The 23944-nt window shown below is 58.7% G+C and carries 21 protein-coding genes; 9 read left to right on the top strand and 12 right to left on the bottom strand.

Annotated features, from left to right (window positions below; translation table 11 throughout):
- Positions 1–44: 44 nt before the first annotated feature.
- Entirely contained in the window at positions 45–845 is an 801-nt protein-coding gene (locus tag AT6N2_RS22385) for a hypothetical protein (protein WP_209091961.1), read from the bottom strand.
- Positions 846–985: 140 nt separating this feature from the next.
- Between AT6N2_RS22385 and AT6N2_RS22380 the strand changes: the two genes are divergently transcribed.
- Positions 986–2053: a linear amide C-N hydrolase gene (locus AT6N2_RS22380; protein WP_209091503.1), complete on the top strand. Its 1068-nt coding sequence runs from the start codon at positions 986–988 to the stop codon at positions 2051–2053.
- 39 nt (positions 2054–2092) lie between these two features.
- Here the strand turns inward: AT6N2_RS22380 and AT6N2_RS22375 are convergent, their stop codons facing one another.
- On the bottom strand, positions 2093–2620 hold the full coding sequence (locus AT6N2_RS22375) for a dihydrofolate reductase family protein (RefSeq protein WP_209091501.1): 528 nt from the start codon (positions 2618–2620) through the stop codon (positions 2093–2095).
- A gap of 47 nt (positions 2621–2667) precedes the next feature.
- On the opposite strand from AT6N2_RS22375, the gene AT6N2_RS22370 reads away from it, so the two are divergent.
- The 5 genes from AT6N2_RS22370 to AT6N2_RS22350 all read left to right on the top strand — a co-directional run bounded on the left by AT6N2_RS22370 (position 2668) and on the right by AT6N2_RS22350 (position 9704).
- Complete coding sequence (locus AT6N2_RS22370) at positions 2668–3237, top strand: TetR/AcrR family transcriptional regulator (RefSeq protein ID WP_209091499.1); 570 nt, start codon at positions 2668–2670, stop codon at positions 3235–3237.
- A gap of 292 nt (positions 3238–3529) precedes the next feature.
- Positions 3530–7900, top strand: a complete 4371-nt coding sequence (locus tag AT6N2_RS22365) for a putative Ig domain-containing protein (RefSeq protein WP_233282570.1) — start codon at positions 3530–3532, stop codon at positions 7898–7900.
- 190 nt (positions 7901–8090) lie between these two features.
- Positions 8091–8690 (top strand): superoxide dismutase, encoded by a 600-nt coding sequence (locus AT6N2_RS22360; protein ID WP_209091495.1) that lies wholly within the window; start codon positions 8091–8093, stop codon positions 8688–8690.
- Between the two features lie 103 nt (positions 8691–8793).
- Positions 8794–9129 carry a ferredoxin FdxA gene (gene fdxA, locus AT6N2_RS22355; RefSeq protein WP_004438973.1) on the top strand — a complete coding sequence of 112 codons (336 nt, stop codon included), beginning with the start codon at positions 8794–8796 and terminating at the stop codon, positions 9127–9129.
- A gap of 11 nt (positions 9130–9140) precedes the next feature.
- Positions 9141–9704: a flavin reductase family protein gene (locus AT6N2_RS22350; protein WP_209091493.1), complete on the top strand. Its 564-nt coding sequence runs from the start codon at positions 9141–9143 to the stop codon at positions 9702–9704.
- 152 nt (positions 9705–9856) lie between these two features.
- On the opposite strand, the gene AT6N2_RS22345 is transcribed toward AT6N2_RS22350, so the two are convergent.
- The 4 genes from AT6N2_RS22345 to AT6N2_RS22330 all read right to left on the bottom strand — a co-directional run bounded on the left by AT6N2_RS22345 (position 9857) and on the right by AT6N2_RS22330 (position 14775).
- Complete coding sequence (locus AT6N2_RS22345; protein ID WP_209091491.1) at positions 9857–10816, bottom strand: hypothetical protein; 960 nt, start codon at positions 10814–10816, stop codon at positions 9857–9859.
- A gap of 80 nt (positions 10817–10896) precedes the next feature.
- Positions 10897–12582 carry an ABC transporter permease gene (locus AT6N2_RS22340; protein WP_209091489.1) on the bottom strand — a complete coding sequence of 562 codons (1686 nt, stop codon included), beginning with the start codon at positions 12580–12582 and terminating at the stop codon, positions 10897–10899.
- Positions 12579–13676: an ABC transporter ATP-binding protein gene (locus AT6N2_RS22335; protein ID WP_233282569.1), complete on the bottom strand. Its 1098-nt coding sequence runs from the start codon at positions 13674–13676 to the stop codon at positions 12579–12581. Before AT6N2_RS22335 ends, AT6N2_RS22340 begins: the two co-directional genes overlap by 4 nt.
- A 106-nt stretch (positions 13677–13782) precedes the next feature.
- Positions 13783–14775: an ABC transporter substrate-binding protein gene (locus AT6N2_RS22330; RefSeq protein ID WP_209091487.1), complete on the bottom strand. Its 993-nt coding sequence runs from the start codon at positions 14773–14775 to the stop codon at positions 13783–13785.
- A gap of 290 nt (positions 14776–15065) precedes the next feature.
- Here AT6N2_RS22330 and AT6N2_RS22325 point away from each other — a divergent pair, with 290 nt between their 5' ends.
- Positions 15066–16199, top strand: a complete 1134-nt coding sequence (locus AT6N2_RS22325) for an ROK family transcriptional regulator (RefSeq protein WP_209091485.1) — start codon at positions 15066–15068, stop codon at positions 16197–16199.
- A 99-nt stretch (positions 16200–16298) separates the two neighbouring features.
- On the opposite strand, the gene AT6N2_RS22320 is transcribed toward AT6N2_RS22325, so the two are convergent.
- The 4 genes from AT6N2_RS22320 to AT6N2_RS22305 form a co-directional block, all read right to left on the bottom strand.
- A complete protein-coding gene (locus AT6N2_RS22320) occupies positions 16299–17084 on the bottom strand; it encodes a TIM barrel protein (protein WP_209091957.1) in 786 nt (261 codons plus the stop codon).
- A gap of 137 nt (positions 17085–17221) precedes the next feature.
- The gene (gene pcaF, locus AT6N2_RS22315; protein ID WP_209091483.1) at positions 17222–18427 is read right to left on the bottom strand and encodes a 3-oxoadipyl-CoA thiolase; all 1206 of its coding nucleotides are present in this window, start codon (positions 18425–18427) and stop codon (positions 17222–17224) included.
- Positions 18428–18437: 10 nt separating this feature from the next.
- On the bottom strand, positions 18438–19133 hold the full coding sequence (locus tag AT6N2_RS22310; protein ID WP_209091482.1) for a CoA transferase subunit B: 696 nt from the start codon (positions 19131–19133) through the stop codon (positions 18438–18440).
- Positions 19130–19837 carry a 3-oxoacid CoA-transferase subunit A gene (locus AT6N2_RS22305; protein ID WP_209091481.1) on the bottom strand — a complete coding sequence of 236 codons (708 nt, stop codon included), beginning with the start codon at positions 19835–19837 and terminating at the stop codon, positions 19130–19132. Before AT6N2_RS22305 ends, AT6N2_RS22310 begins: the two co-directional genes overlap by 4 nt.
- Positions 19838–19975: 138 nt before the next feature.
- Here AT6N2_RS22305 and AT6N2_RS22300 point away from each other — a divergent pair, with 138 nt between their 5' ends.
- Entirely contained in the window at positions 19976–20737 is a 762-nt protein-coding gene (locus AT6N2_RS22300) for an IclR family transcriptional regulator (RefSeq protein ID WP_209091480.1), read from the top strand.
- Here AT6N2_RS22300 and AT6N2_RS22295 read toward each other — a convergent pair.
- Complete coding sequence (locus tag AT6N2_RS22295) at positions 20707–21636, bottom strand: helix-turn-helix domain-containing protein (protein ID WP_209091479.1); 930 nt, start codon at positions 21634–21636, stop codon at positions 20707–20709. The two genes, AT6N2_RS22300 and AT6N2_RS22295, sit on opposite strands and share 31 nt — an antisense overlap.
- Positions 21637–21753: 117 nt before the next feature.
- Between AT6N2_RS22295 and pobA the strand changes: the two genes are divergently transcribed.
- The gene (pobA, locus tag AT6N2_RS22290; protein WP_209091478.1) at positions 21754–22926 is read left to right on the top strand and encodes a 4-hydroxybenzoate 3-monooxygenase; all 1173 of its coding nucleotides are present in this window, start codon (positions 21754–21756) and stop codon (positions 22924–22926) included.
- Here pobA and pcaQ read toward each other — a convergent pair.
- A complete protein-coding gene (gene pcaQ, locus AT6N2_RS22285) occupies positions 22923–23864 on the bottom strand; it encodes a pca operon transcription factor PcaQ (protein ID WP_209091477.1) in 942 nt (313 codons plus the stop codon). The two genes, pobA and pcaQ, sit on opposite strands and share 4 nt — an antisense overlap.
- Between the last annotated feature and the right edge of the window lie 80 nt (positions 23865–23944).

Raw genomic sequence — 23944 nt, 5'->3', positions numbered from 1 at the left:
CTGGGCCGTGGACCCATCATGGCGGAGGCTAAGACAAACACTGATTAGAACCGGTAAGTTAGGCCCATCACAGGCCCGCTCAATCGGGACTCAAAAACATAACCATCGTCTGAATAATCGACATCGAGCACCTTATAACCGGCCGAGACCGACAATGAGTCGGTAAAGATGTAGTTGACCGTCGCCAAGGCGGACCAGGTGAGATCGGATCCCGCACCAAAGCCGCCGATATCCACCTGCGCCTGAACGGAGAGTTTATCCGTCAGGCCGAAAAAAGCGCGCGCGCCGATGACGGGATCAATCCAGCCAAAGCTTTCCTTATGGGTGGCGGACACGCTGCCGATCAAAGGATGGCTGGCGGTCACCGCCACCTCGTTGGAAATATGCCAGAAGCGAGCCCCGGCCAACGCGTCAAGCGAAAAACCATCTGCGTCAACGAGGCGGTATCCGGCCTGCAGCGTCGCCATGAATTCCTGCGTGTCGACATCTGCATCGATTGCAGCGCCTGCCGGCAAGGTCGGTAAACCGGGAATTTGAAGCGCTGGCAGCGGCCCGGCCGCCTTGCTGTCCGTGGTATCGACATACATGATGTCGCCGGAGAGGACGAAGCGGTCGTAACGGCCCCAGACGTTAAGAAAACCGCCGAAGTTGAGATCTTCCACAACGTCGGAGAAGGATTTTTCCACTTGAAGCGTCGGCGCCCGCCGGAACGGCGAGATGTTGCCGTTCAAACCAGTGGCCCATAGATAACCCGTGGCCTGAAACGCCCAATCGGCTCCATCAACCGTTGCGGGCGCGGCACGAACCTCATCCGCGCCTGAGGCCGCAGTTGCGGAAAAGGCCATAAAGACCGCAAAAACCGATAATTTTAGCAATGCCTTCTCCCCAACTAATCGCCCGTAGCTAAACCTATTTGACTCCCGCCAACAAGTCCGATCTTCTATCATACGCTGTATCTTGTACCGAAAGCACCGGAGACGTTTAAATGCGCCCGAAGACCCTGCCGCTTTTCTCTGCCTTCACCGCCGCCATGTTTTCCATCGCCACGCTCACCACGTCAGTTGCGGAAGCCTGCACGCGTTTCGTTTATCTGGGCGAAAATAATCAGGTGATGACGGCCCGTTCGATGGACTGGAAAACGGATGTGGGGACAAATATCTGGGCTTTCCCCCGCGGCATGGAACGTTCCGGTGAGGCCGGTCCGAATTCCATAAAATGGACGTCGAAATATGGCAGCGTCATTGCATCGGGTTACGACATTTCCACGACGGACGGCATGAACGAGGCAGGCCTGGCGGCCAACGTTCTCTGGCTCGTTGAGTCGAGTTATCCCGTCTATGACGGGAAATCTCCGGGCTTGTCTATCGCAGCATGGGCGCAATATGTACTCGACAATTTCGCGACCGTGGAGGAAGCGGTGCGTGCGCTCGAGAAAAACCCGTTCACGATCGTGACTGATAATGTCCCCGGCGAAGAGCGTCTGGCGACACTGCATCTATCGCTCTCCGATGGGAGTGGCGACAGTGCGATCGTTGAATATATCGATGGCAAGCAGGTCATCCATCACGGCCGCCAGTATCAGGTGATGACCAATTCGCCGACTTTCGACCATCAGTTGGCATTGAACGAATACTGGACGCAGATCGGCGGCACCGTCATGCTGCCGGGCACGAACCGCGCGTCCGACCGTTTCGCCCGCGCATCCTTTTACGCAAACGCAATACCCAAAAGCGAAAACCCGGTCGAAGCCATCGCAAGCGTGTTCAGTGTCATCCGCAACGTCTCCGTTCCTTACGGCATCACGACCCCGGACCAGCCCAACATATCCTCCACGCGCTGGCGCACGGTGATCGATCACAAGCGCAAGCTGTATTTCTTCGAATCCGCGCTGACACCGAATATTTTCTGGATTGACCTGACGAAGCTCGATCTTTCCAAAGAGACGGGTACGGTGAAGAAACTCGACCTCGGCCCCAATCAGATCCATATCTATTCCGGCATGGCGAATGACAGCCTGAAGGAGGCTCCACCTTTCAAATTCCTGGGGCTTTGAGTCTCATCCTGGCCGCTGCGGTTCCTGGTCGCCGGAGCGTCATGAAAAGCGGTAATGCAATCTCACACAGCCCTTGTCGATTGCCGTTGCACTTATCAGCGTCGGGCTTGCCCGATAACCGGTCAGAGGAAAGAGCGGCTGGCCGGAGCCGAGCATTTCCGGGATCACATATATTTCGATCTCATCCAGCGCGCCGCGCTCCATGAAGGCCATCTGCAGCCGCCCCCCGCCGAGCATCCAGACATCGCCGTCATCGAGAGCACGCAGTTCCTCGATCAGCGAATCCAGGTCGGCGCGCACTTCCAGCGCGCCTTTCGGCTGCTCGATCGGCCGCGACGTGACGACGATGACACGGTGGACGTCATAGGCCCAGGGGCTCTGCTCCCCGGCAATGAAATCATAGGTCGCCCGCCCCATGACCACAGTCCTTATCCCCTTCAGGAACAGGCGATAATCATGCTCGCCGAGGTCCGTGTCGTCATACTTGTAGAGCCAGTCGAGAGACCCGTCTCCCGCTACGATCAAGCCGTCCAGACTGGCAGCTATATATCCGCGAATGATCGCCATTCCACCCTCCTTGATTTATAAATGAATATTCGTTTATAAATATCCTCATGCCAAGACACAAGCTTGTTTCCGATGAAGAGGTACTTGACGCCCTGCTGCCGCTGATGTTGCAGACAGGGCCTGACGGCCTGACCTTTGCTGCCGCGGCCAAAGCCAGTGGCCTCTCTGCCGCTACGCTGGTACAGCGCTACGGCAACCGCGAAGACCTCGTGGAGTCTGTGCTGATGCGCGCGTGGGACAACCTGCTGACGCAGACGCGGACAGCGGACGAGGAGGAGCCGTTGACCCCACTGGGCGCGATATCCCTGCTGATGCGACTTATTCCGGGCGACGCTGCAGAACAGAACGCCTGTGACGGGCTCCTGCTGCTTAGAGAAGATATCCGCAATCCCAAACTCAGGGCGAAAGGTGCCCTCTGGGGCGAGATTCTCGCACAATCGCTGGGGCGCCGGGTCTCGAAAGATGAACAATCCGCAGCCAGTCTCGGCTGGCAGATGGCCGCCGTCTGGCAGGGCGCGCACACGTGGTGGGCGTTCACCCGCGGTGAAGATGCGGATTCGGCAATTCGAAGAGCGCTTCAGGATTGGGTAGACATGGTGGAACGGGCTGGGCGGTGAACAGAAATCCTCATGGTTGCAGCGACTTTTCGCCTTTAGATGGGGCAAAAACGACACGCTGTCCGCAAATAGCAAGAAGCACCTGTGATTTATTCAAGCAAAGGTTGACTCCCACCTCCAATCATCTCTAGCAAAGTCTCGCATATTCGCACATTCTAATGCTGGGGGGCATATGGGCAGCGGGCGTAGTTGGTGGAGTGACGTTGCCCGTGGTGCGGCGTCGAGTTTTCGTGCGATCCGGACGGCGGGTTCGCTGGGTCTGGCGCTCGTTACCGTTTCGGTAACGGCCAGCTTGGCCCAGTCTGTATCGGTTTCGGCTTCTCCAGCGACATTCAATGCCGAAGGGGACGGGGTCCGTTTTGATTACGTCATCGACCCCGGCTCTTACACTATTACGGGCATTAATCCCACCTCAACCTCTATCAAGGGCGCAAGTGTTTCCTGTCCGAGCCTTGGTGGTGGTCTCGAGTATCCGAACAAGTTGACATGCACCGCAATCTACTCTGTGGATTCCCTCGATGTCATGTCGGGACAATTCTCGGATTTTGCGACTTTCACCGGTACGCGAATTGGCGGCAACGGCAGCGTGACAATGACGAGCAACACGGTGGTGGTCCGAGCCGCTGCAGGCGGACCGGTAGTTATCTCGTTGACGTCGTCCCCGAATCCTTCCCAACCGGGAGAGGAAGTCGACGTTACCGCGACGGTCTCCTCGATGGGTTGCAACGCCGGCCAGTCGCCTCCAGGAAGCGTGAACATTTCGATCGGATCGCAATCGGCAAGTCTCGGCTTGTCACCTACAGGCCCGGTCAGCCCAGCATCTTCGGCAACGTTTCGCACTTCCGGCCTTGCGTCCGGCACGTATGCGGTAAGCGCGTCGTATTCGGGTGGCAGCGGTTGCAGTTCCGGAACGGCCTCCGGCTACAATCATACGGTTGAGACGAAACCGGCCGTGACTATCAACCAGGCGGCAACACAGGCTGACCCGACCTCTCTCTCTCCGATCCTGTTCGACGTCGTTTTTGATAAGCCCATCACCGGTTTCTCTCCTTCAGACGTTCAGCTTTCCGGAACAGCCGGCGCCACCACCGTGGCTATAACGGGGTCGGGACCGAGTTACAGCATAGCGATCTCGGGCATGAGCCAAGCAGGAACTGTGACTGCAACGGTTCCGGCTGGGCGAGTAACCACACTGGCTGGGCTCGCCAATGAGGCGTCTACGAGCACAGACAACACCGTCACATATGATCCGATAAAAATCACGCCTGTCACGCTTTCGACGCCTGTTTACAACCAGCCCTACGGACCGATGACCCTCACCGCTATTGGCGGTACGGGGCCTCACAGTTTTGCGGTATCGGCTGGTTCGCTTCCGCCCGGTCTCTCGCTGACAACCAACGGGGAACTCAGCGGCACCCCTACCCGAAGCGGCAATTTCCCATTTACGGTGACCGCAACGGATTCCACGGGCGGTACAGGCTCGCAATCCTATTCGATGGCAATCGCCGCTCCCGTCATCGAAATCAATCCGACCAGTCTTCCCGCGGCAACCTATGATACCGCCTACAGCCAGACACTGACTGCCTCGGGTGGCGCTCTCCCCCTAGTCCTTTCGGTAACCACGGGGGCTCTCCCGTATGGCTTGACACTGTCGTCCGCTGGCGTGGTCTCCGGTACGCCGTTAGCAGCTGAGAATACGGCCTTCACCATTACCGCAACAGATGCAAATGGCGAAACAGGTAGCCGGGCCTATTCCATCAACGTCGCCCCCACCGTTCCCGATGCGCCGACAGGCGTCTCTGCAACCGCTGGCGATACGCAGGCATCGGTATCGTTTCAGCCTCCGCAGAAAATCGGCGGCACCTCTGTTTCGTCCTACGTAGTAACCACAATCCCCGCAGATGTAGCGCCTGTAAGGGGGCAGAGCAGTCCAATCATTGTTACCGGTCTCACTAACGGCCTAAGCTACACCTTCACCGTTACAGCCGAAAACAGTGTAGGGTTCGGCTCTGCCTCTACAGCATCAAATAGCATTACGCCGCGTGGAACCCAAACGATAACGTTCGCCAATCCCGGCACGCAGACATTCGGTACGACGCCCACTCTGACAGCGACAAGCGATTCCGGCCTGACGCCTGTCTTCACATCCAGCACCACAGCCGTCTGCACGGTTACAACGACCGGCATCTTGGCATTTGTGTCGACCGGAACCTGCACGATCAACGCGGATCAGCCAGGTAACGACGATTACCTCGCCGCAACGCAGGTAACGCGTAGTTTCACGGTCAACCCAGCGGCGCCCATTGCAAACGATGTTTCGGTCACGATCCTGCCGGATTCATCCAACAACGTCCTTCCTCTTGACATAACGGGCGGCGCAGCGACCACGGTTAGTGTTGCGACTGCACCGGCGCATGGCACGGCGACCGCAACTGGAACCACGATCAGCTACACGCCGGCGCCGGGCTATGCCGGTCAGGACAGCTTTACCTACACTGCGGCCAATGTCAGTGGTACGTCTGCGCCAGCGACAGTCAATATCAATGTGACCGCAACGACACTTGTTTTTTCGCCCGCTCCCGGACGACTGGCCGATGCTTTTACTGCCGTACCTTACAGTGCCATCATCTCGGTTTCAGGTGGACGTGCACCCTATCAGTACGCCGTCGGCGGCACGCTTCCGAGCGGCTTGAGCTTGAATGCAGCAACGGGCGAAATCGCTGGCGTGCCGACGGCGGAAAGCGTCGCAAGCTTCAGTGTGACGGTGCGAGACGCAGATGATGTAATAGCGTCGGCGATTTACAACATCGCCGTGCTGACGCAGGCCCCGGTCGCAACCGACAGCGCAGTGACCGTGGCTGCTGACAGTACCGGTAACTCTGTCCCGCTAAACCTTTCCGGGGGCCGGGTCGACGCGCTGGTCCTCGTCGCTGGCCCGTCACATGGCACCGCAACGGTAGCCGGAACCAGTCTCACCTACAGTCCCGCAAGCGGCTACTCCGGTACCGACAGCATCACCTATACCGTCAGCAATTCGTCGGGCAGTTCCACCGCCACCATTACCTTGACGGTAACGCCGCCTCCCGGCGCGCTTTCACTCTCGCCCGCCGGCGGTGCACTGAAAGATGCGATGGCGGGTGAAGCCTACAGCCAGACCATAACTGCCTCGGGGGGCACCGCGCCGGTCATATACGGTCTCATCGGCGGAACGTTGCCACGCGGAATGGTGCTCAACGTGTCGACCGGCGAACTGACCGGGCCGCTAGAAACCGAAACAGAAGGCGATTACGCCTTTACCATCCAGGTGCGGGATGCGCGCGGAAGCACGCTTTCTGTTGGCTATACGCTGAAGGTGACACCACGTGAAGTGAGTGTCGAAGATCAGCTGATCGAGGTGAAAGACGGGGCACCGAAAAATGTCAATCTCACCGCAAAAGCCACGGGAGGCCCATTCACGGGCGCCGATCTGACGTACGTGACCCCACAAGGTGCCGGGCAGGCGTCTATCGTATATGGCGAGTTCGCGCAGGCTGGCCCGGTCCAATCGACGGGGTTATACCTGAAATTCGTACCGAACCCTGCGTTTAAGGGCGCCGCGAGGGTCGGCTTCCGTTTGAAAACCGCAACAGTAGTGTCAAACGAGGCGACAATCACGTACGATATCAAGACATATAACGAGGATGCGGTCGAACGAGAGATAGACCGCCTCGTGCACGGTTTCGTCAGCACAAGACAGAATCTTCTTGCTTCAACCATCAAGGTTCCGGGCCTTCTGGAACGCCGGCAGATGGCAAGTGCAACGGAGGCCGTGACCTCCCGCGCAACACCGTCCGGTGAAGGGATGGTCCTCGGCTTTTCCACCAGCCTCGCCCAGATTGAAGCTGCCCGCGAAAGGTCCGATGGGGTGACGGAGAGCGAACTGCCAGCCTTCAACATCTGGCTGGACGGGACGTTTCTGGTTCATAATCGTGATGAATCGGGCAGCAAATGGGGCAGTTTCGCCATGGTCTCGGCCGGCGTGGACTATCTGCTTTCCGACAAAGCTCTGCTAGGCTTCTCGTTTCACTTCGACCGGACGACCGACCCCACCGATGGTGACAATGAACTGACCGGCAACGGCTGGCTCCTAGGCCCGAACGCATCGCTCGAAATCGCTCAGGGAATTTTCTGGAACAGTAGCCTTCTTTATGGAGGGTCCGCAAATGACATCGATACGCCCTTCTGGGACGGGTCGTTCGATACCACACGTTGGCTGTTCGACACGTCGATTTCCGGTCGATGGGATATTGATGACGTTACGACTTTCACGCCGAAACTTCGTGGTGTCTATTTTTCCGAGACAGTTGACGATTACGCCGTGGGGAATGATGCCGGCGACAGGATAGACTTGGAAGGTTTCCGCGAAGAACAGCTCCGCGTCAGCCTCGGCGCGGAGGTTGCCCGTCAGATTGCGCTTGAGAACGGCTCGATCGTCACACCGAGATTCGGGGGTACTGTCGGTGTCTCAAGTCTTGACGGATCTGGCGCATTTGGCTCCCTCACGACGGGTGTTTCCATGGAGACGGCAGAAAACTGGTCGCTTGATGCAGCACTCCTTTTCAACATAGAGGGCGATGGGGAAACATCAGCAGGCGCGAAACTCGGCGTCAGCAAGAAATTCTAGGCGCAAAAGCAAGCAAACCGTATCGCCGTCCCGTTGGCTGGCCTGCCTCACCAGTACGGCGGCACGCCGTTGGCATGGCGTCAAAAAACCGCTTGACCTCAACCGCGATTGAGGTCCTAGAAGTACTGTCACCTTGTTTTCGCAAGCCTCTTTCATGCTCTTGAGCGAACAGTTGACAAAGGAATACCCCATGGCTTTCCAGCTTCCCGACCTGCCCTATGCCCATGATGCGCTCGCCCCCTCGGGGATGTCCGAGGAGACGCTGAAGTTCCATCATGATCTTCATCACAAAGCCTATGTCGACAATCTCAACAAGGCGATATCAGGCACCGAATGGGAAAACAGGAACCTCGAAGAGATCGTCCGAGGCACCTATGAGAAGGGTGCGGTGGCACAATCAGGCATATTCAATAATGCCTCCCAGCACTGGAACCACACTCTCTTTTGGGAAATCATGGGGCGTGAGCATCATGCGATGCCCAAGGTGCTGGAAGAGGCGCTGACACAGTCCTTCGGCTCGGTAGCATTGTTCAAGCAGAATTTCGCCCTTGCCGGCGCTTCCCAGTTCGGCTCCGGCTGGGCGTGGCTGGTGGTGGATACCGATGGTTCACTGAAAATCACCCGCACTGAAAACGGGGTCAATCCACTATGTTTCGGACAGAAGGCGCTTCTTGGCTGCGATGTGTGGGAACACAGCTACTACATCGATTTCCGCAATAAGCGCCCGGCCTATATCGAGAACTTCCTCGATAATCTGGTGAACTGGCAGGCGGTTGCCGGCCGTCTCTGACCTGATTGAACCAATCTGGCCGGCGCCGCTACCTCGTGCGGCCTGTCGGCTCAGGCGCAGCCGGACAGCCGCCGTCGGGCTGCCATTCCGTTCGAGCACCCAGATGCCCTATGTCGTCACCGAAAACTGCATCGCCTGCAAATATATGGACTGTGTGGACGTCTGCCCGGTCGAATGTTTTTATGAAGGCGAGAACATGCTCGTCATCCATCCCGATCAATGTATCGACTGTGGCATTTGCGAGAGAGAGTGCCCCGCCGCCGCGATCAGGCCAGATACGGAGCCGGGACTGCATGTCTGGCTCGACCTTAACCGCCACTATTCCGGCATCTGGCCGCGCGTGCATCAAAAGAGAGCGCCGCCAGACAATGCCGATATCATGAATGGCGCGGCGGCCAAGTTTTCCATTTTTTCGAAAAATCCGGGAGCGGGCGGTTAGCCCGGCGTCGCATGTCTCATAATCTCAAGCTTATCGATGGCGGTGCGGTCATTCACGCGCATCTTCCGCTGAAAGCCTCCGCTACGCCGGCAGTCTCACCACTTGAGTTCAAGGACGCGATGAGCGCCCTCGCCTTCACCGTCGCGGTGGCCTCATCCGCCCATGGGGGTGAGCGGATCGGACGCACGATCACCTCCTTCATGCCCCTCAGCGCTGAGCCACCGCTTCTGATGATCTCCATCGACGCCAGCAGCCGTATGGTCGACCTCGTAGCCGCAAGCCGGCGGTTTTCCGTCGCCGCGCTGTCCAGGGGCCAGGAAGAGATCGCCGACGTTTTCGCGGGGAAGGGAAACCTGCCGGATCGGTTTTCGATCGGCCAGTGGGATTCCTGGCCTTCAGGAAGCCCTCGGCTTGCCGGGGCGTTACTCTCCCTTGATTGCGAGCTCATCGGCTCCGTTGATGCCGCCGACCACATCCTGTTTGTTGGCGCCATCACCGAATCGATCCCGGATCCCTCACGCAAAGCCCTGCTTTGGAGCGATCGCTCCTACGCCGGCACAGAGATGAGGAGCTAACTCTATCAAGGGTTTTCCCGCGACGACCTCAGATACACAGCGTCTTTCAGAAGGCTTTAACACCCCACAAAGTGGCGAGAGCCCGGCAGTCAATCATGGGATTTGCAACCTGGTGGAAGAAAGCCAGCGACGAAATACCTGCCGCCGCAGATTTATGACCGAGTCTTCAGGCATATTACCGTCCGGTCGTCGCTGAACTCGTTGGATGTCGATCCCTTCACGGATGGGAATTCGTCGAGCTTGTGAAAATCCGCTGCCTCGACACGGGCAAATTCCGCCTCCCAATCGGCAACGTCTACACCGGTCGGCAATGACAGATAACCATCGGAGAAGATTTCGAGGCTTGTGATCGTGTCCTTGGCCAGGGACAGATCGACCAAGCCCTCCCCTGCCACCTGCCCACCGTTAATCGACGCGTAACCGAGAACATGGCCCTGCCTGTTTGCATAATGTGGCTGGACGCGAATGCCGCCCATCAGGAACTCTTCGACCGCGTCCATGTCGTTTTGGAGGCCGCTTGCGACGGCGGCTGCGGCGACGACGTTTTCGGCTTCCGGCATCGTCATAATCCCGGCTTTAACCGCAGCGCGAAGGCCGGAAAATATGGTGGCCCGGGTTTTTGCCTCAGCAGCATCCCCCTCCCCGAGCAACGCGAACAACTGTTTGAACACATGAATACGGGCTGACGTGCTAACCTTATCGATTATTTTAGAGTGCTGCAGCACCCTAGTGCCATTGAGACGCACACCGGAATCACCGGCTAGAAGCAGACGAAAACTGTCACCCAAATCTGCAACAATCGCGAGCGTCGTAGACGGCGGATGGCTTGCATTGATGCGGTTTGCCTCGCACTTCAGGATGTCGCTGATACCTTGAAACAGGGCTGCCGCCTCGCAGCTTTGCAAGGTGCCCTTTATGCTCATCTCGGCGACCGCGTTTGCTGCGGCAAGTGCGGCGATACGGCCGGAACTCAGCCCGTCATAACTGGCCCCGGTCGGATCGGTGGCGCCGTCAAAAACGGCCGTTACCCGTCCTGGAAGAATGATTGCCACATCGTCCCCCGGCGTTGCGGCATTCTTGTATTTCGATTGCGAAAAGCTCGCGATATTCATCTTGTTAATTTCCTTGCAGAGGGGAGCGGGCGGCGACACGTCGGTCGCCGCAGCTATTTTCTTTTCTGGAGCGTAAGAGGTCAGACGAAGGAGGCTTCCTTGTCTTCCGAAAGGCGAAAGACGACGAAGACGCAGATCCCGGTACTGACCAGAAGCACGGTCGAAAGCGCGGCCGCAGTCCCGAATTCGCCGTCGATCACCTGGATGTAGATCAGGACCGGCATGGTTATGGTGCGCGCCGTATAAAGGATCAAGGTCGAAGAGAGTTCGTTGATGGCGGTGATGAAGCTCATCAGCGAACCGATGATGAGACCGGGCAGCATCAATGGCACCGTCACCGACAGGAATGTCTTTGCAGGTGAAGCTCCAAGATTAACCGCCGCCTCCTCGATCGACGGTTTGATCTGCCTCAGGATCGATGTCGTGGATCGGACGCCGTAAGGCAGCCGGCGTATGAACACCAGAAGGATGATGATGAGCGCCGTCCCGGTGATATCGAAGGGCGGATACCGGAACGTCGTGACGTAACCGATCGCCATCACCACGCCCGGAATGAGATAAGGCACCATCAACAACAGATCGAGCGAGCCGGAAACGGCGTTGTCGCGCCTAACGACGATAAAGGACAGGAGCCCGGAGACAATCGCGATGAGCACCACTGCAGCCAGCGCGAAGGTAAAGCTATTGGCGATGGCCTGCGGGGAATCCCTCAAGATGCGAGCATAGCTGTCCAACCCAAAGCCACCGGTAAAGACGGGGCCGTTGGTCGCCAGGAAAGACGTATAGATGACCGTGAGAGAAGGCAGCATGGCAATGAACACCACCAGATAGCAGAAACCGTGCACGATGAATGACTTCAGCGGGCGCATTGACTGTTTGACGGGTCGGTTGGTCAGGGAGCTGGCGTAGCGGCGCTTGGCGAGAATGTGCCGTTGCAGAAGAAGCGCGGCCATGGAAATCCCGATCATCACCATTGAAATCGTGACGGCCATGGTCGGCGTGCCCGCCATTTCGGAGGTATATTGCGCATAAGCAATCGTCGACAGCGTCCGGATGCCCTTGCCGAGAATGGCGGGTGTTCCGAAGTCAGCGATCGAAAGCACGAAGCAGATGATCGCCCCGGTGCTGACGGCGGGAAAAACCAGGGGCAAGGTTATTTTGCGGAAGCGCTCGAAGGCTGTGCAGCCAAGGTTTTCCGCCGCATCCTCATAAGACTTGTTGATGGTGTTCAGAGCATTTTCCGTCATCAGATAGATGTACGGGAAGAACTTGAGGCTGAAGACCATGACGATGCCGGGAATTCCATAGATCGTTGGCAATGTGATGCCGGCAAAAGACAAAAGGTTGGTGACCGCACCGTTGGCGCCGAACAGCATGATCCAGGCATAAGCACCGATAAAGGGCGGCGCGCAGAGGACCAGAACCGCAAAGGTCGCGATGAATGTGCGTCCCTTGATGCGATAACGCGACGTGCAAAATGCAAGCGGAATACCGAGCAGACACGCGCCAAGCATGCCCAGAACGCCGATCAGCAAGGTGTTCCAGAGCGCAACGGTATAAAAACGCCGTGTGAACACCTCTGCATAGTTGCTGAGACCGAAGGCGCCCGTTTTGGCGTCAAAAAAGCTGATGAAGAATACACTGAAGATCGGCAGGATCAGAAAAATTGCCAGCAGGATCACGGCTAGCGCCGTGACACTTGTCCAGAAACCCGGCAGCCGCAGGCGGGAACTACCGGGCGTTGAAGCGGCGGTCATATCTGTCATGACAAGCGCTCCCCGGTCACACCTTCACCGAACAGCTGTGTGTCGGCCGCCCGCCAGGAAAAGGTTGTCTTCTGGTTCGGCTCAAGGGCGATAATCTCTGGCGACGGCTTGGTTATTGCCTCGATCTCCTCGCCCGAAGAGAGTACGGCCGCCACATTCATTTCACGTCCGGTGAAACTGACCTGACGGATGGTCACGGGCAATTCGATGCGGTCATGATCGGAGCTTGCAGCCGGGCCGACCGAGATCGCTTCCGGACGGATCGCTGCGACGATCTTCCTTTGTGGCGAAACCGCATCGGCCTGCGGCAATGCCACGTCATTGCCGGAGATAGACGTCTTTGTGCCCGCGCGCTCGAGCGTCAGAAAATTGTTTGCGCCCACGAAAGAGGCGACGAAACGATTGGTGGGATTGTTGTAGACTTCCCATGGGGGGGCAGCCTGCTGAATGACACCGCCATACATGACGCAGACCAGATCGGACATGGCAAGCGCCTCTTCCTGATCATGGGTGACATAAACCGTGGTGATGTTCATCGCCTGCTGGATTTCACGCAGTTCTCGTCGCAAGTCCACGCGCAGTTTTGCGTCAAGGTTGGATAGCGGCTCGTCCATCAACAGAACTTTGGGGTTGATGACGAGTGCCCGCGCAAGCCCGACGCGCTGCTGCTGGCCGCCAGAAAGTTCGTGCGGCATGCGCTTGGCATAGGGAGCAAGCTGAACAATATCGAGGATCTTGCCGACGCGTTCGCGGATTTCGGTGGAGGATGCTTTCCGCTGTTTGAGACCAAAAGCGACATTGTCGAAGACGGAGATGTGTGGAAAGACAGCATAGTCCTGGAAGACCATGCCGACGTCGCGCTTATGGGCAGGCACATGTTCGATTGCCTGTCTTTCGATACTGATGCTTCCACTGTCCTGCTGGTGGAAACCGGCGATCGTCCGCAACAGGGTCGTCTTCCCACAACCGCTCGGGCCAAGAAGTGTAAAGAACGATCCTGACGGAATGGAGATATTGATGTCGGAAAGAGCAACGACATCGCGGTAGCTTTTTTTGATATTGGTAATTTCAACGGCGGCCATGTGCTGCTCCATGACATATCCTGCGCGGCACACGACCACGGCGGACAAGACAAAAATGCTGAAGTGTACGAGATAAGCACGAGGCGGCGCGCTGACGCACCGCCTCCTGACTGTTTACTTACTGGACGTCGAGAAGGATCTCGTTCCATTTCTCCATCAGCCGCGCGCGGTTGTCAGCAGCCCACTTGAAGTCATACTTTGCGTCAGGAACATCCGATAGCGGAACCAGAGCCGCATTCGCGGGAACGTCAGTACGGACCGAGCGACGGCCGGCTTTCACGACGACTTCCTGCGCTTCCTTGGAGACGATAAAGTCGATGAAGGCCTTGCCGTTTTCAGCGTTCGGCGCGCCTTTGACGAGCGCCATTCCGTCAGGAGCAATTGCGGTGCCTTCTTTCGGATAGACGATCTCGACAGGAGCGTTGCCTAGCTTGTACCGCAGGGCAGCATCCTCAAGGGTGATGCCGACGGCTTGCTCGCCATCATTGACGAAACGCGGAACAGCGCCGGACGAGGTCGACAGGACGGAATTGCCGAGAATGCCGGTATAAATTTCCCAGCCCTTCTCTTCACTGTCGAAATCCTGCAATACCGTCGCCAGCTGGATGTAGGCGGAACCGGACTGGTCGGCTCGCGCCGACGAGATCATGCCCTTGTATTCAGGCTTGGCAAGATCGGCCCAGGATGTCGGAACCGGCGCGCCTTTAAGCGCTTCCTTGTTGACGATAAACGCAGTCACGACAGCGGTGAAAGGAACCCAGTTTGCACTGGGTGAGAATGAAGGGTTGATCGAGGCAGCTTCAACAGGCTTGTAAGGTTCGAACAGATCGGCAGAAAAGTCGATGACGGTGCCGTCAACGCTCCAGATCACATCGCCGGCGGCCTTGCCGCTTTCCGCCTTGATACGGTTCATCAGCTCGCCCGATCCGGCTTTAACAAGCTCGACCTTGGTGCCGGTCTTTTTCTCAAACAACGGCAGCAACTCATCCATGAGCTGCTGTGGGGCTGCCGAGTAGACCACGACCGTACCTTCCGCATGAGCAAGAGCGGCACTGGCAATGAATGCTGCGCCGGCAAAAAGGCGCGCGAAGAAAGTGCATGATTGACGCATAAGGGGCTCCGTTTTTTTGTTCCCTGACACACGAGGCCCTGCGATATTTTCTTGATCTTATTGGCATCGCCGCTCGCCGTCTGATATTTATTTTCTTTACGTAAATTAATAAGTCAAGGCGCATTTGCCGTAGATTGTCGGGAATATTTTAAAATGCTGATAAATAAAGATATTTGTGGGTACAGCGCCGTGCCTGGGCGGGCCATCTCGCTCTTAAGGAGGTGCAAAATCGCTGTACAATCGTTCAGTTTGCGCTATTCATCCGTTATTTCGTCTCGCAGGAGAATGGTGTGATCGACCTCGGCTACAATGAGCGGCGTCTGCTAGAAATCCTGCGCGGCAAGGGAGGCATGTCGCGCATCGAACTTGCGCGCGAGATGGATGTCTCCGCACCAACCCTCACCCGCCTGACGGCCAACCTGCTCGACTCTGGCCTCATCCGTGAAGCGGAGGAAGCGCGCAGTGAGGGAAAGCGGGGCAAGCCGTCCACCGCCATAGAAATCAACCCCGACGGGCTTTTCACCCTGGGAGTGTATTTCAATCCGGACGACCTAAGGGTTTGCGTCGCCGATCTCAACGGGACGATAAGGCAGGAATTCAGATCTGATCTGGAGGACTTCGGCTTCGAACACATTATGCAGATGGCAGAAAACGCTGCTCGGCACGTGCTGGAAAAGGCAAAGGTCAAAAAGAAAGACGTGCTTGGCTGCGGCATAAGCTTTCCGGGCCATTTTACGCGCGACCGCGGTCATGTCTTCCGTATCAAGCAATTCGAGAGCTGGCACGACATTGACGTCGACAAAGACTTTCAACCCTATTTCGATGTCCCCGTGTTTCACGAGAATGACGGCAATACCGTCATTCTATCGGAGCTCTATTATGGCGCGGGCCGGAGCATCCGTAACTTCGCGATGATCTGGCTGACCTATGGCATCGGCGGTGCCGTGGTGGTCCAGCGTCATCTTTATCGCGGCACGAACGGCAATGCTGGCGAATTTGGCGGCCTGTTTCCAAAATCACATCCGCGCCCGTCAGGACAGGACCTTTGCGACACGCTGGCCGCCCACGGCATGGATATCAGGCGTTTGAAGGATATTGATGAGAGCTACCGGGATCATCCCGCCGTGATCGCGTGGCTTGAACGGGCAACAGACCAGCTTCGCTTGCTGGCGCTGACCGTGGCGCGAACGATGGATCCCGGTGCCATCGTTTTTGGCGGATCGCTGCCTGACTGGATCCTCGACCATATCGTGCAGAGGATCGGATCCCTTGAGATGCTGGGCGAGGACTTTTTTGTCGAGCCACCGGAAATACGCAAATCCCTGATGAGCGACCTTCCTCACCTTGGTGCCGCCAGCATTCCCATCTACCGCGCCACAACGCCGAGCTACTACTCAGGGCGAGCGCTGAAGGGCTGGGCCTGATCCGACAACGGTTGAGCATTTTTGGATAGGTTTCCGCCCTTATATTGGTAGTTGCCGGCATCTACCTTTGTCTGAAAATCAAGAGCACCGAGCGTCAGCTCAGATCGACGCTGAAATGAAATCCATGCTGCGCTTCACGGCATCAGCAACATCTCTTAGGTCGTGCACTTCCTTGGCGAACGGCTCAAAGCTGTAGGCGCCATCGTAACCTGCCGCCTCAAGCGCTTTGATCTGCGCGACGTTCTCCAACCGGTCGTCTGCGTCAACAAGCACGCGGTGGGCGTCCAGCATGTCTGCAACGGAGACGGTGGGGTCGGTGACGCCGGAAATGTGTACGAGGCCTGTCCGCTCGGGAAAGAACACGCTCTCACGCGCCAGATGGTGATGGAAGGTGTCATGCACCAGCCTGTAGACGTTATGGCCGTCGGCTGCATCGATTGCCCTCACGGCCTCCGTTTTGGTGCGCAGAGAGGAGGCAGGAAAGCCGAGTGGTTCAATAAGACCGGTGAGGCCGCGGTCCAGAAGCAAAGGTTTCATAGCCTCTAGCGCCGCGACAAGCTCATCGAAAGACACCGCCGTGCCATCATTGAGCGGACACATGACAAGCGCCTTGGCGCCGCTTGCTTGCGCGTAATCGGCCATGGCGACGGCGCGCTGCGGCAGGTCACCCGACCAGACGTTAAAGGGATAAAGCGCGTTGATGGAGATGATCGTCACGCCGGCCTTTTCAGCCGCCGCCTTCACGGCAGCCGGCTCCACCGTGCCGACGATGTCAGGCAGGTCGCCGCGGATTTCGACTTCGGTGAGGCCGAGCGTGCGGGCAGTTGCAAAGAACAGCTCGAGGGAAAGCTTGGGCGCGGTGATGTGGTTGATGGCGAAACGCATGCAAACCTCGTTGATGAGAGGAGTTTTTCCAAGCGTAAAGCCGATCTGGCGACCAGTCCAGCGTCCACACATGCAAACGCCCGCGCCAACGGCGCGAGCGTTAAACGACCGGAATGATCGCCCAGGCTGAACGAGGATCAGACCCGCTCAAGTGCCACGGCAATACCCTGCCCGACACCGATGCACATGGTGGCGAGCGCCAGCCGTTTGCCGGTCAGCGACAGTTCAAGCGCCGCCGTGCCGGCGATGCGGGCGCCCGACATGCCGAGCGGATGGCCGAGCGCGATGGCGCCGCCATTGGCATTCACCCGCGCATCGTCATCGGCAATGCCGAGTTGGCGAAGCGTGGCGAGGCCCTGGCTGGCGAAGGCCTCGTTCAGCTCGATCACATCGAGCTGCTCCTGTTTCAGCCGGAGCCGCGAAAGCAGCTTGGCCGAGGCCGGCGCCGGGCCGATGCCCATGACGCGCGGGGGCACGCCGGCGGCGGCACCGCCGAGAATGCGGGCGATGGGGGTGAGACCATATTTCTTTGCCGCCTCGGCTGAAGCGATGATAAGGGCCGCCGCACCGTCGTTGACACCGGAGGCATTGCCCGCCGTCACCGTTGCACCGTCCCGCTTGTTCACGGGTTTTAGTTTCGCCAATGCTTCGAGACTGGTCGCGCGCGGATGTTCGTCCTTCGAAACGACAAGCGGATCGCCCTTGCGCTGCGGGATCGTTACCGAGACGATCTCCCTGGCGAGACGGCCATTGGCCTGCGCATCGGCCGCCTTCTGCTGACTGCGCACGGCGAAGGCATCCTGATCTTCCCGCGAGACCTGATAATCGACGGCGACATTGTCACCCGTTTCCGGCATGGAATCGACGCCATATTGCGCCTTCATCAGCGGGTTCACGAAACGCCAGCCGATGGTAGTGTCGTAGATTTCGGCGTTACGGGAAAAGGCGCTTTCCGCCTTTGGCATAACGAAGGGCGCGCGGCTCATGCTCTCGACGCCGCCGGCGATCATCAGTTCCGCCTCGCCCGATTTGACGGCGCGGGCGGCCGCGATGAGTGCATCCATGCCTGAGCCGCACAGCCGGTTGATCGTCGTTCCCGTCACGGAAACCGGCAGGCTGGCAAGCAGCAGCGACATGCGCGCGACGTTACGATTATCCTCACCTGCCTGATTGGCACAGCCGAAGATCACATCCTCGACGGCCTCCCAATCGAGGGAAGCGTTGCGCTCCATCAGCGCCTTCAGCGGCACCGCGCCGAGATCGTCGGCCCGCACGGAGGAGAGCGCGCCGCCGAAGCGGCCGATGGGCGTGCGGATATAATCGCAGATATAGGCTTCGGTCATCGGTGTTTCCTCAAAGTTCCGGCGCGACGAGATCGGCAACCGCGCCATCCACATGAAGCGGCGCGCCGGTCATGGCCTGCAATTCCTCGAATGTCATCGCCGGCAGCTTTTCGCGCAGCACGAAACGGCCGTCCACCACGTCGATCACCGCATGGCTGGTATAGATGCGAGTGATACAGCCGACGCCGGTCAGCGGGAAGGCGCATTTCTCGACGAGCTTCGGCTCACCATTCTTGGTCACATGTTCGGTGATAACGAAGACCTGGTTGGCGCCATGCACCAGATCCATGGCCCCACCGACGGCCGGCACACCCTTGGAACCGACGCGCCAATTGGCTAGATCGCCATTCTGGGCCACCTGATAGGCCCCGAGGATCGCCACATCCAGATGTCCGCCGCGCACCATGGCGAAGCTGTCTGCATGATGGAAGAACGCCGCACCCGGCTTCAGCGTCACGGCTTTCTTGCCGGCATTGATGAGGTTCCAGTCCTCTTCGCCTTCCGGCGGCGCTTCGCCGAAATTCAGGATGCCGTTTTCGGTGTGAAAGATCGCCTGACGGCCGGGCGGCTGATAGCGCGCCACCATTTCGGGAAAACCGATGCCGAGATTGACGTAGGCGCCGTCCTCGATGTCCTGCGCCGCACGCCAGGCGATCTGGGCGTTGGAAAGCTTGATGTCTTCGCGTGTGTCGATTGTCTGAGTCATGCGTAGGCTACTCCCGCGCGAATGAGGACTTCTTCCTGTTGCGGATCGGGAATTTCCACGACGCCGTTGACGAAAATGCCCGGCGTCACGACATGCTCCGGATCGATCTCGCCGGCGGCGACGATCTTCGAGACCTGCGCAATGGTAGTTTTCGCGGCCATGCACATCAACGGGTTAAAATTGCGCCCGGCCTTGTTGTAGATAAGGTTGCCATAGGTGTCGCCAAGCTCGGCCTTGACGATGGCAAAGTCGGCCTTCAACCAGCGCTCCTGCACATAGGAGCGGCCGTCAAACTCCGCGATAACCTTGCCTTGCGCCAGTTCAGTGCCAAACCCGGTCGGGGTGTAGAAAGCCGGAATGCCCGCACCGCCCGCGCGGATGCGCTCGGCAAGCGTGCCCTGCGGCACCAGTTCCAGCTCGATTTCGCCGGCCAGATAGCGATCGGTGAAGGCGCGCGGATCCGAAGAGCGCGGGAAGGAGCAGATCATCTTCCTGACCATGCCCGCATCGATCATCGCGGCGATGCCGATACGGCCATTGCCGGCATTGTTATTGATGACAGTCAGGTTCTTGGGGCCTTTGTCGATGAGTGCGTGGATCAGCTCGATCGGCGCGCCGGAGCCGCCGAAACCGCCGATCATGATCGTTGAACCGTCACTGACGCCGGAAAGCGCCTCTTCGGCGCTCTTGATTGTCTTGTCCATTCTCGAAACCTCCGTTCAGCCGAGCGGATGGACCGGCAGGGCTGCTTGGCCATGAAGTAAAGCCGAAATCGCCTGGACGGCAAGGAATTTGTGCGTTATATGACTTTTGTTCGCATATCGCACAAATGGAGCTCCGGAATGGCCGTCAGCGAAAGAGACATGATGGGCGGCCTCGCCAAGGGATTGCGGGTGATCGAGGCCTTCAGCGCCGAGCGCCCGCGGCTTTCCATCTCCGATGCCGCCGAGATCGCCGGGTTGGACCGCGCCACGACGCGCCGCTGCCTGCTCACGCTTTCGGAGCTTGGCTATGCCGCCTATGACGGCAAGTTCTTTACCGTCACGCCGAAGGTGCTGCGGCTCGGAACCGGCTGCCTCGCCACCATGCCGCTGCCGAAAATCGTTCAACCGCTCATCGACCATCTCTCTGAGGAGATCGGCCAGAGCACCTCCGTCTCCATCCTGGACGAAACCGAAATCGTTTATGTCGCCCGCGCCGCCCAGCAGCGGGTTATGTCCATTGCGCTGATGCCAGGGTCGCGCCTGCCCGCCTATTGCACCTCGATGGGCCGTGTTCTTCTTTCCGCTCAGCCGCCCGAACGCCAGCGCGACATTCTCGAAGCCTCCCGGCTGGTTGCCCGTACGGAAAAGACCATCACCGATGTTCAAGCCCTGCTCACCGAAATCGAGGTGACCGGCCATCGCGGTTATGCGTTGATCGATCAGGAAGTCGAAATCGGCCTTCGCTCCATCGCCGTGCCGCTGAAAAGCGTGCGCGGCCAGACGGTCGCTGCGCTGAATGTCGGGCTCGCCGCCTCCGTCGCTTCGATGGAGGAACTGGTGGAGCGTTACCTGCCGGCGCTTCTTTCCGTTCAGCGTGAACTGGCAAGAATGCTGGTCTGAGGCTGAGGCAGGGCCTGCCGCGTGCCGGTATCGCCCATTTTGCGCTGTTCTGCCAGACGCCAGGCGCGCGGTGTCATGCCGGTTTCCCGCCTGAAAAAGCGGTTGAAATAGGCGGGATCGGCAAAACCAAGCCCTTCGGCGATCATCTGGACGCTCAAGACGGTGAAGACCAGTTCCTGCTGGGCAATTTCGATCTGACGCTTGGCAATCAGCCGCTGCAGGCTGACGCCGGAGACCGAACGGACAAGCCGGTTGAGATGGGTCTCGGACAGACCGAGCTTCCCTGCATAAAACCCGGCTTTCCGCGGCTCGCGGATATGGCGGGCAATCAGCGACAGCAACCGTTCGAAACGCTGCTCGGCGAGGCCATCGCCGCTCGTTTCCGCAAGCGGCCGCGCCGCCCGCGAAAGAAGCGTGAGCACGGTGGCGAGCTGGCCTTCGATCATCGCGTCGCGGCCAATCTCGCGCGCCTCATATTCCGTAGAAATCCGTTCGAACCCGCTGCGCAGGCACTCCCCCTCGGCAAAATCCCGCAAGGGCAGAAGCACCGGCTGCTGAAAATTCCGCAGCAACAGCGCCTGCACCGATGGCGTCAGCGCGCCAGGCAGCATGGTGACGATCACGCCGCCGATATCGCGTGAAAAACGAAAGCCATGTTCGAAGCCAGGCGGCACGATGATGGCCACCGGCGGCCGGATGGGCTCGATGCTGCCTTCCAGCAAGGCATCACCCTCGCCACCAGAAATGTACAAGATTTGTAGAAAGGCGGCATGGCGGTGCAGACCGATTTCAAAGCGGTGCAGGCTGCTCCGAGAAAAAAGCGTCTCGCAATGGAAGCGAAAATCGCTGCCCTGTGCGGCCTCCTCGCCATAAAGCGCTTCGTTGGCGGTCGCCCGCATCTCATCCCCCTTCTGCGGCTGATGGTCGGATTGTGCAATTTACGGATCAGAAAGTCCATTGAGCTTCCGGCGACGCCTGGTCAATTTCTTGACCGCAGAGAAGTTCGGGAGGAAACAATGCGTACACAGGTCGTCATCATCGGTTCGGGCCCATCTGGGCTTCTGCTTGGCCAGCTTCTGGCGAAAGCCGGCGTCGAGACCGTCATTCTCGATCGGGTCAGCAAGGATTATATCCTCGGCCGTGTTCGCGCCGGCGTGCTGGAAGATGGCACCGTGCGGCTCATGAAAAAGGTCGGCGCGGATAAGCGCCTCCGCCGCGAGGGCCTGCCGCATGAGGGTTTTTCGCTGACCTTTGATGGTCGAGACCACCGCATCGATCTCTTCGATCTCACCGGCGGTAGCCAGGTCATGGTCTATGGCCAGACCGAGGTGACCCATGATCTGATGGATGTGCGCGAGGCAGCAAACCTCGTGACCATCTACGACGCCGCCAATGTCGAACCGCATGATTTCGATGGCGCAAGTCCCTATGTCACCTATCAGAAAGACGGCGTAAGCCACCGGATCGATTGCGATTTCATTGCCGGCTGCGATGGTTTTCACGGGGTGAGCCGCAAATCCGTGCCCCAAGGCGCGATCAAGGAATTCGAGAAGGTCTACCCCTTCGGCTGGCTCGGCATCCTCGCCGAAGTGCCGCCGGTCAACCACGAACTCATCTATGCCAACCATCCGCGCGGTTTTGCGCTCTGCTCCATGCGTTCGCACACACGCAGCCGGTATTACATTCAATGTTCGCTGGAGGACCGGCCGGAAGACTGGAGCGACGAGCGCTTCTGGGATGAAATCCGCCGTCGCCTGCCAGAAAGCCATGCGGATGTCATGGTGACCGGCCCATCCTTCGAAAAATCCATCGCGCCGCTCCGATCGTTCGTCAGCGAGCCGATGCGGTTTGGGCGGCTGTTTTTAGCGGGGGACGCCGCCCATATTGTGCCGCCGACGGGCGCCAAGGGCCTTAACCTTGCCGCCAGCGATGTCCACTATCTGAGCGAAGCACTGATCGAATTTTATCGCGACAGGTCGCAAGCCGGCATCGATGCCTATTCGCAGAAGGCACTTTCGCGCGTCTGGAAGGCCGTACGCTTTTCGTGGTGGATGACGACGATGATGCATCGTTTCCCGGACACGGGGGATTTCGGCCAGCGCATTCAGGAGGCGGAGCTAGATTATCTCGTGCAATCGCGTGCTGCCTCGACCGCGCTTGCGGAGAATTACGTGGGGCTGCCTTACTAAGAACCAGCCTCCGCCCTCCCATCCACCAACTCGCCCGCCGCCTCTCGGACGGCCTGCATCAGCAGCGAGAGCGGCAGCGAGGGCTGCGTATCGGCCCGGACCGTCAGTCCCACCGGGCCGCTGGTATCGCCGGTCTCGACCGGCAGAATTTCGAGGATGCCATCGGCCACATCCGCCGCCACGACTCCCTCCGAGATGATCCAGATCGCATCGCTGGTGCGCAGGAAAGCGCGGCCGAAGGCGTCGGATACGGTTTCGATGCGGATCGGCAGGGCCGGAACGCCATTGGCGATCAAAAACTGTTCGACGACGGGGCCGATGACGGATTGCCTTGTCGGCATCAGCACCGGATATTCCTGCAGGTGATCGAACACGGAGAGCCCGGGTGACAGCAGCCGGTGGCCGGCCCGCACCACGAAGCGCACCTTTTCCGAATAGAGGTGTTCAAAGGAAAAACCCGCCATCTTCTGCGGTGCGGCCAGACGGCCGACGACGAGATCGAGATCGCCGACGCGAAGCTGCTCCAGCAAAACGGCGTTTTCGCCCGTCACGATCTTCACCGGGCTGCCGGTCTTTTCCGCCAGGAAGCCCGCCATTGCCTTCGGCATGATGCGGACCGAAACCGTCGGCAGAGCGCCCACCCGTACCGGAGGACCGGCGCGCGCCGCCTCCTGCGACACCGAATCGACCGCCTGGCGCAGCGCCGTCATCGTCGCCCCGGCATGACGCAGGAAAACCTCGCCATAGCGGCTGATGCGAATGCCGCGCCCTTCCCGGTCGAACAGCGAAACGCCGAGAATCTCTTCGAGCTCGCGAATGGTCTTCGTCACCGCCGGCTGGCTGACATGCAGGATTTCTGCGGCACGGATGACGCTTTTTTGTCGCGCAACCTCCACGAAACTCTGCAGGTGCCGGAATTTGATACGCTGATCGACCATCGCTTTGTATAATCCACAGGTTATGATTTTCGTCTATAATGTCATTTTACTTAACCGGAACTGGCTTGCAATATACTTTG

Origin of the sequence: Agrobacterium tumefaciens (assembly GCF_017726655.1) — a bacterium.
Taxonomy (GTDB): Bacteria; Pseudomonadota; Alphaproteobacteria; order Rhizobiales; family Rhizobiaceae; genus Agrobacterium; species Agrobacterium tumefaciens_B.
This window is presented reverse-complemented; position numbering and strand designations above follow the sequence as displayed.

Excerpts from the sequence above, each read along its gene's own strand:
- AT6N2_RS22300 (WP_209091480.1), top strand. The coding sequence starts at position 19,976 with ATGGCCGTCAGCGAAAGAGACATGATGGGCGGCCTCGCCAAGGGATTG.
- fdxA (WP_004438973.1), top strand. The coding sequence starts at position 8,794 with ATGCCCTATGTCGTCACCGAAAACTGCATCGCCTGCAAATATATGGAC.
- AT6N2_RS22380 (WP_209091503.1), top strand. The coding sequence starts at position 986 with ATGCGCCCGAAGACCCTGCCGCTTTTCTCTGCCTTCACCGCCGCCATG.
- AT6N2_RS22360 (WP_209091495.1), top strand. The coding sequence starts at position 8,091 with ATGGCTTTCCAGCTTCCCGACCTGCCCTATGCCCATGATGCGCTCGCC.
- AT6N2_RS22320 (WP_209091957.1), bottom strand. The coding sequence starts at position 17,084 with ATGCGTTTCGCCATCAACCACATCACCGCGCCCAAGCTTTCCCTCGAG.
- AT6N2_RS22295 (WP_209091479.1), bottom strand. The coding sequence starts at position 21,636 with ATGCGGGCGACCGCCAACGAAGCGCTTTATGGCGAGGAGGCCGCACAG.
- AT6N2_RS22350 (WP_209091493.1), top strand. The coding sequence starts at position 9,141 with ATGTCTCATAATCTCAAGCTTATCGATGGCGGTGCGGTCATTCACGCG.
- AT6N2_RS22345 (WP_209091491.1), bottom strand. The coding sequence starts at position 10,816 with ATGAATATCGCGAGCTTTTCGCAATCGAAATACAAGAATGCCGCAACG.
- AT6N2_RS22340 (WP_209091489.1), bottom strand. The coding sequence starts at position 12,582 with ATGACAGATATGACCGCCGCTTCAACGCCCGGTAGTTCCCGCCTGCGG.
- AT6N2_RS22375 (WP_209091501.1), bottom strand. The coding sequence starts at position 2,620 with ATGGCGATCATTCGCGGATATATAGCTGCCAGTCTGGACGGCTTGATC.
- pcaQ (WP_209091477.1), bottom strand. The coding sequence starts at position 23,864 with ATGGTCGATCAGCGTATCAAATTCCGGCACCTGCAGAGTTTCGTGGAG.
- AT6N2_RS22385 (WP_209091961.1), bottom strand. The coding sequence starts at position 845 with ATGGCCTTTTCCGCAACTGCGGCCTCAGGCGCGGATGAGGTTCGTGCC.
- pobA (WP_209091478.1), top strand. The coding sequence starts at position 21,754 with ATGCGTACACAGGTCGTCATCATCGGTTCGGGCCCATCTGGGCTTCTG.
- AT6N2_RS22335 (WP_233282569.1), bottom strand. The coding sequence starts at position 13,676 with ATGGAGCAGCACATGGCCGCCGTTGAAATTACCAATATCAAAAAAAGC.
- AT6N2_RS22330 (WP_209091487.1), bottom strand. The coding sequence starts at position 14,775 with ATGCGTCAATCATGCACTTTCTTCGCGCGCCTTTTTGCCGGCGCAGCA.
- AT6N2_RS22310 (WP_209091482.1), bottom strand. The coding sequence starts at position 19,133 with ATGACTCAGACAATCGACACACGCGAAGACATCAAGCTTTCCAACGCC.
- pcaF (WP_209091483.1), bottom strand. The coding sequence starts at position 18,427 with ATGACCGAAGCCTATATCTGCGATTATATCCGCACGCCCATCGGCCGC.
- AT6N2_RS22370 (WP_209091499.1), top strand. The coding sequence starts at position 2,668 with ATGCCAAGACACAAGCTTGTTTCCGATGAAGAGGTACTTGACGCCCTG.
- AT6N2_RS22305 (WP_209091481.1), bottom strand. The coding sequence starts at position 19,837 with ATGGACAAGACAATCAAGAGCGCCGAAGAGGCGCTTTCCGGCGTCAGT.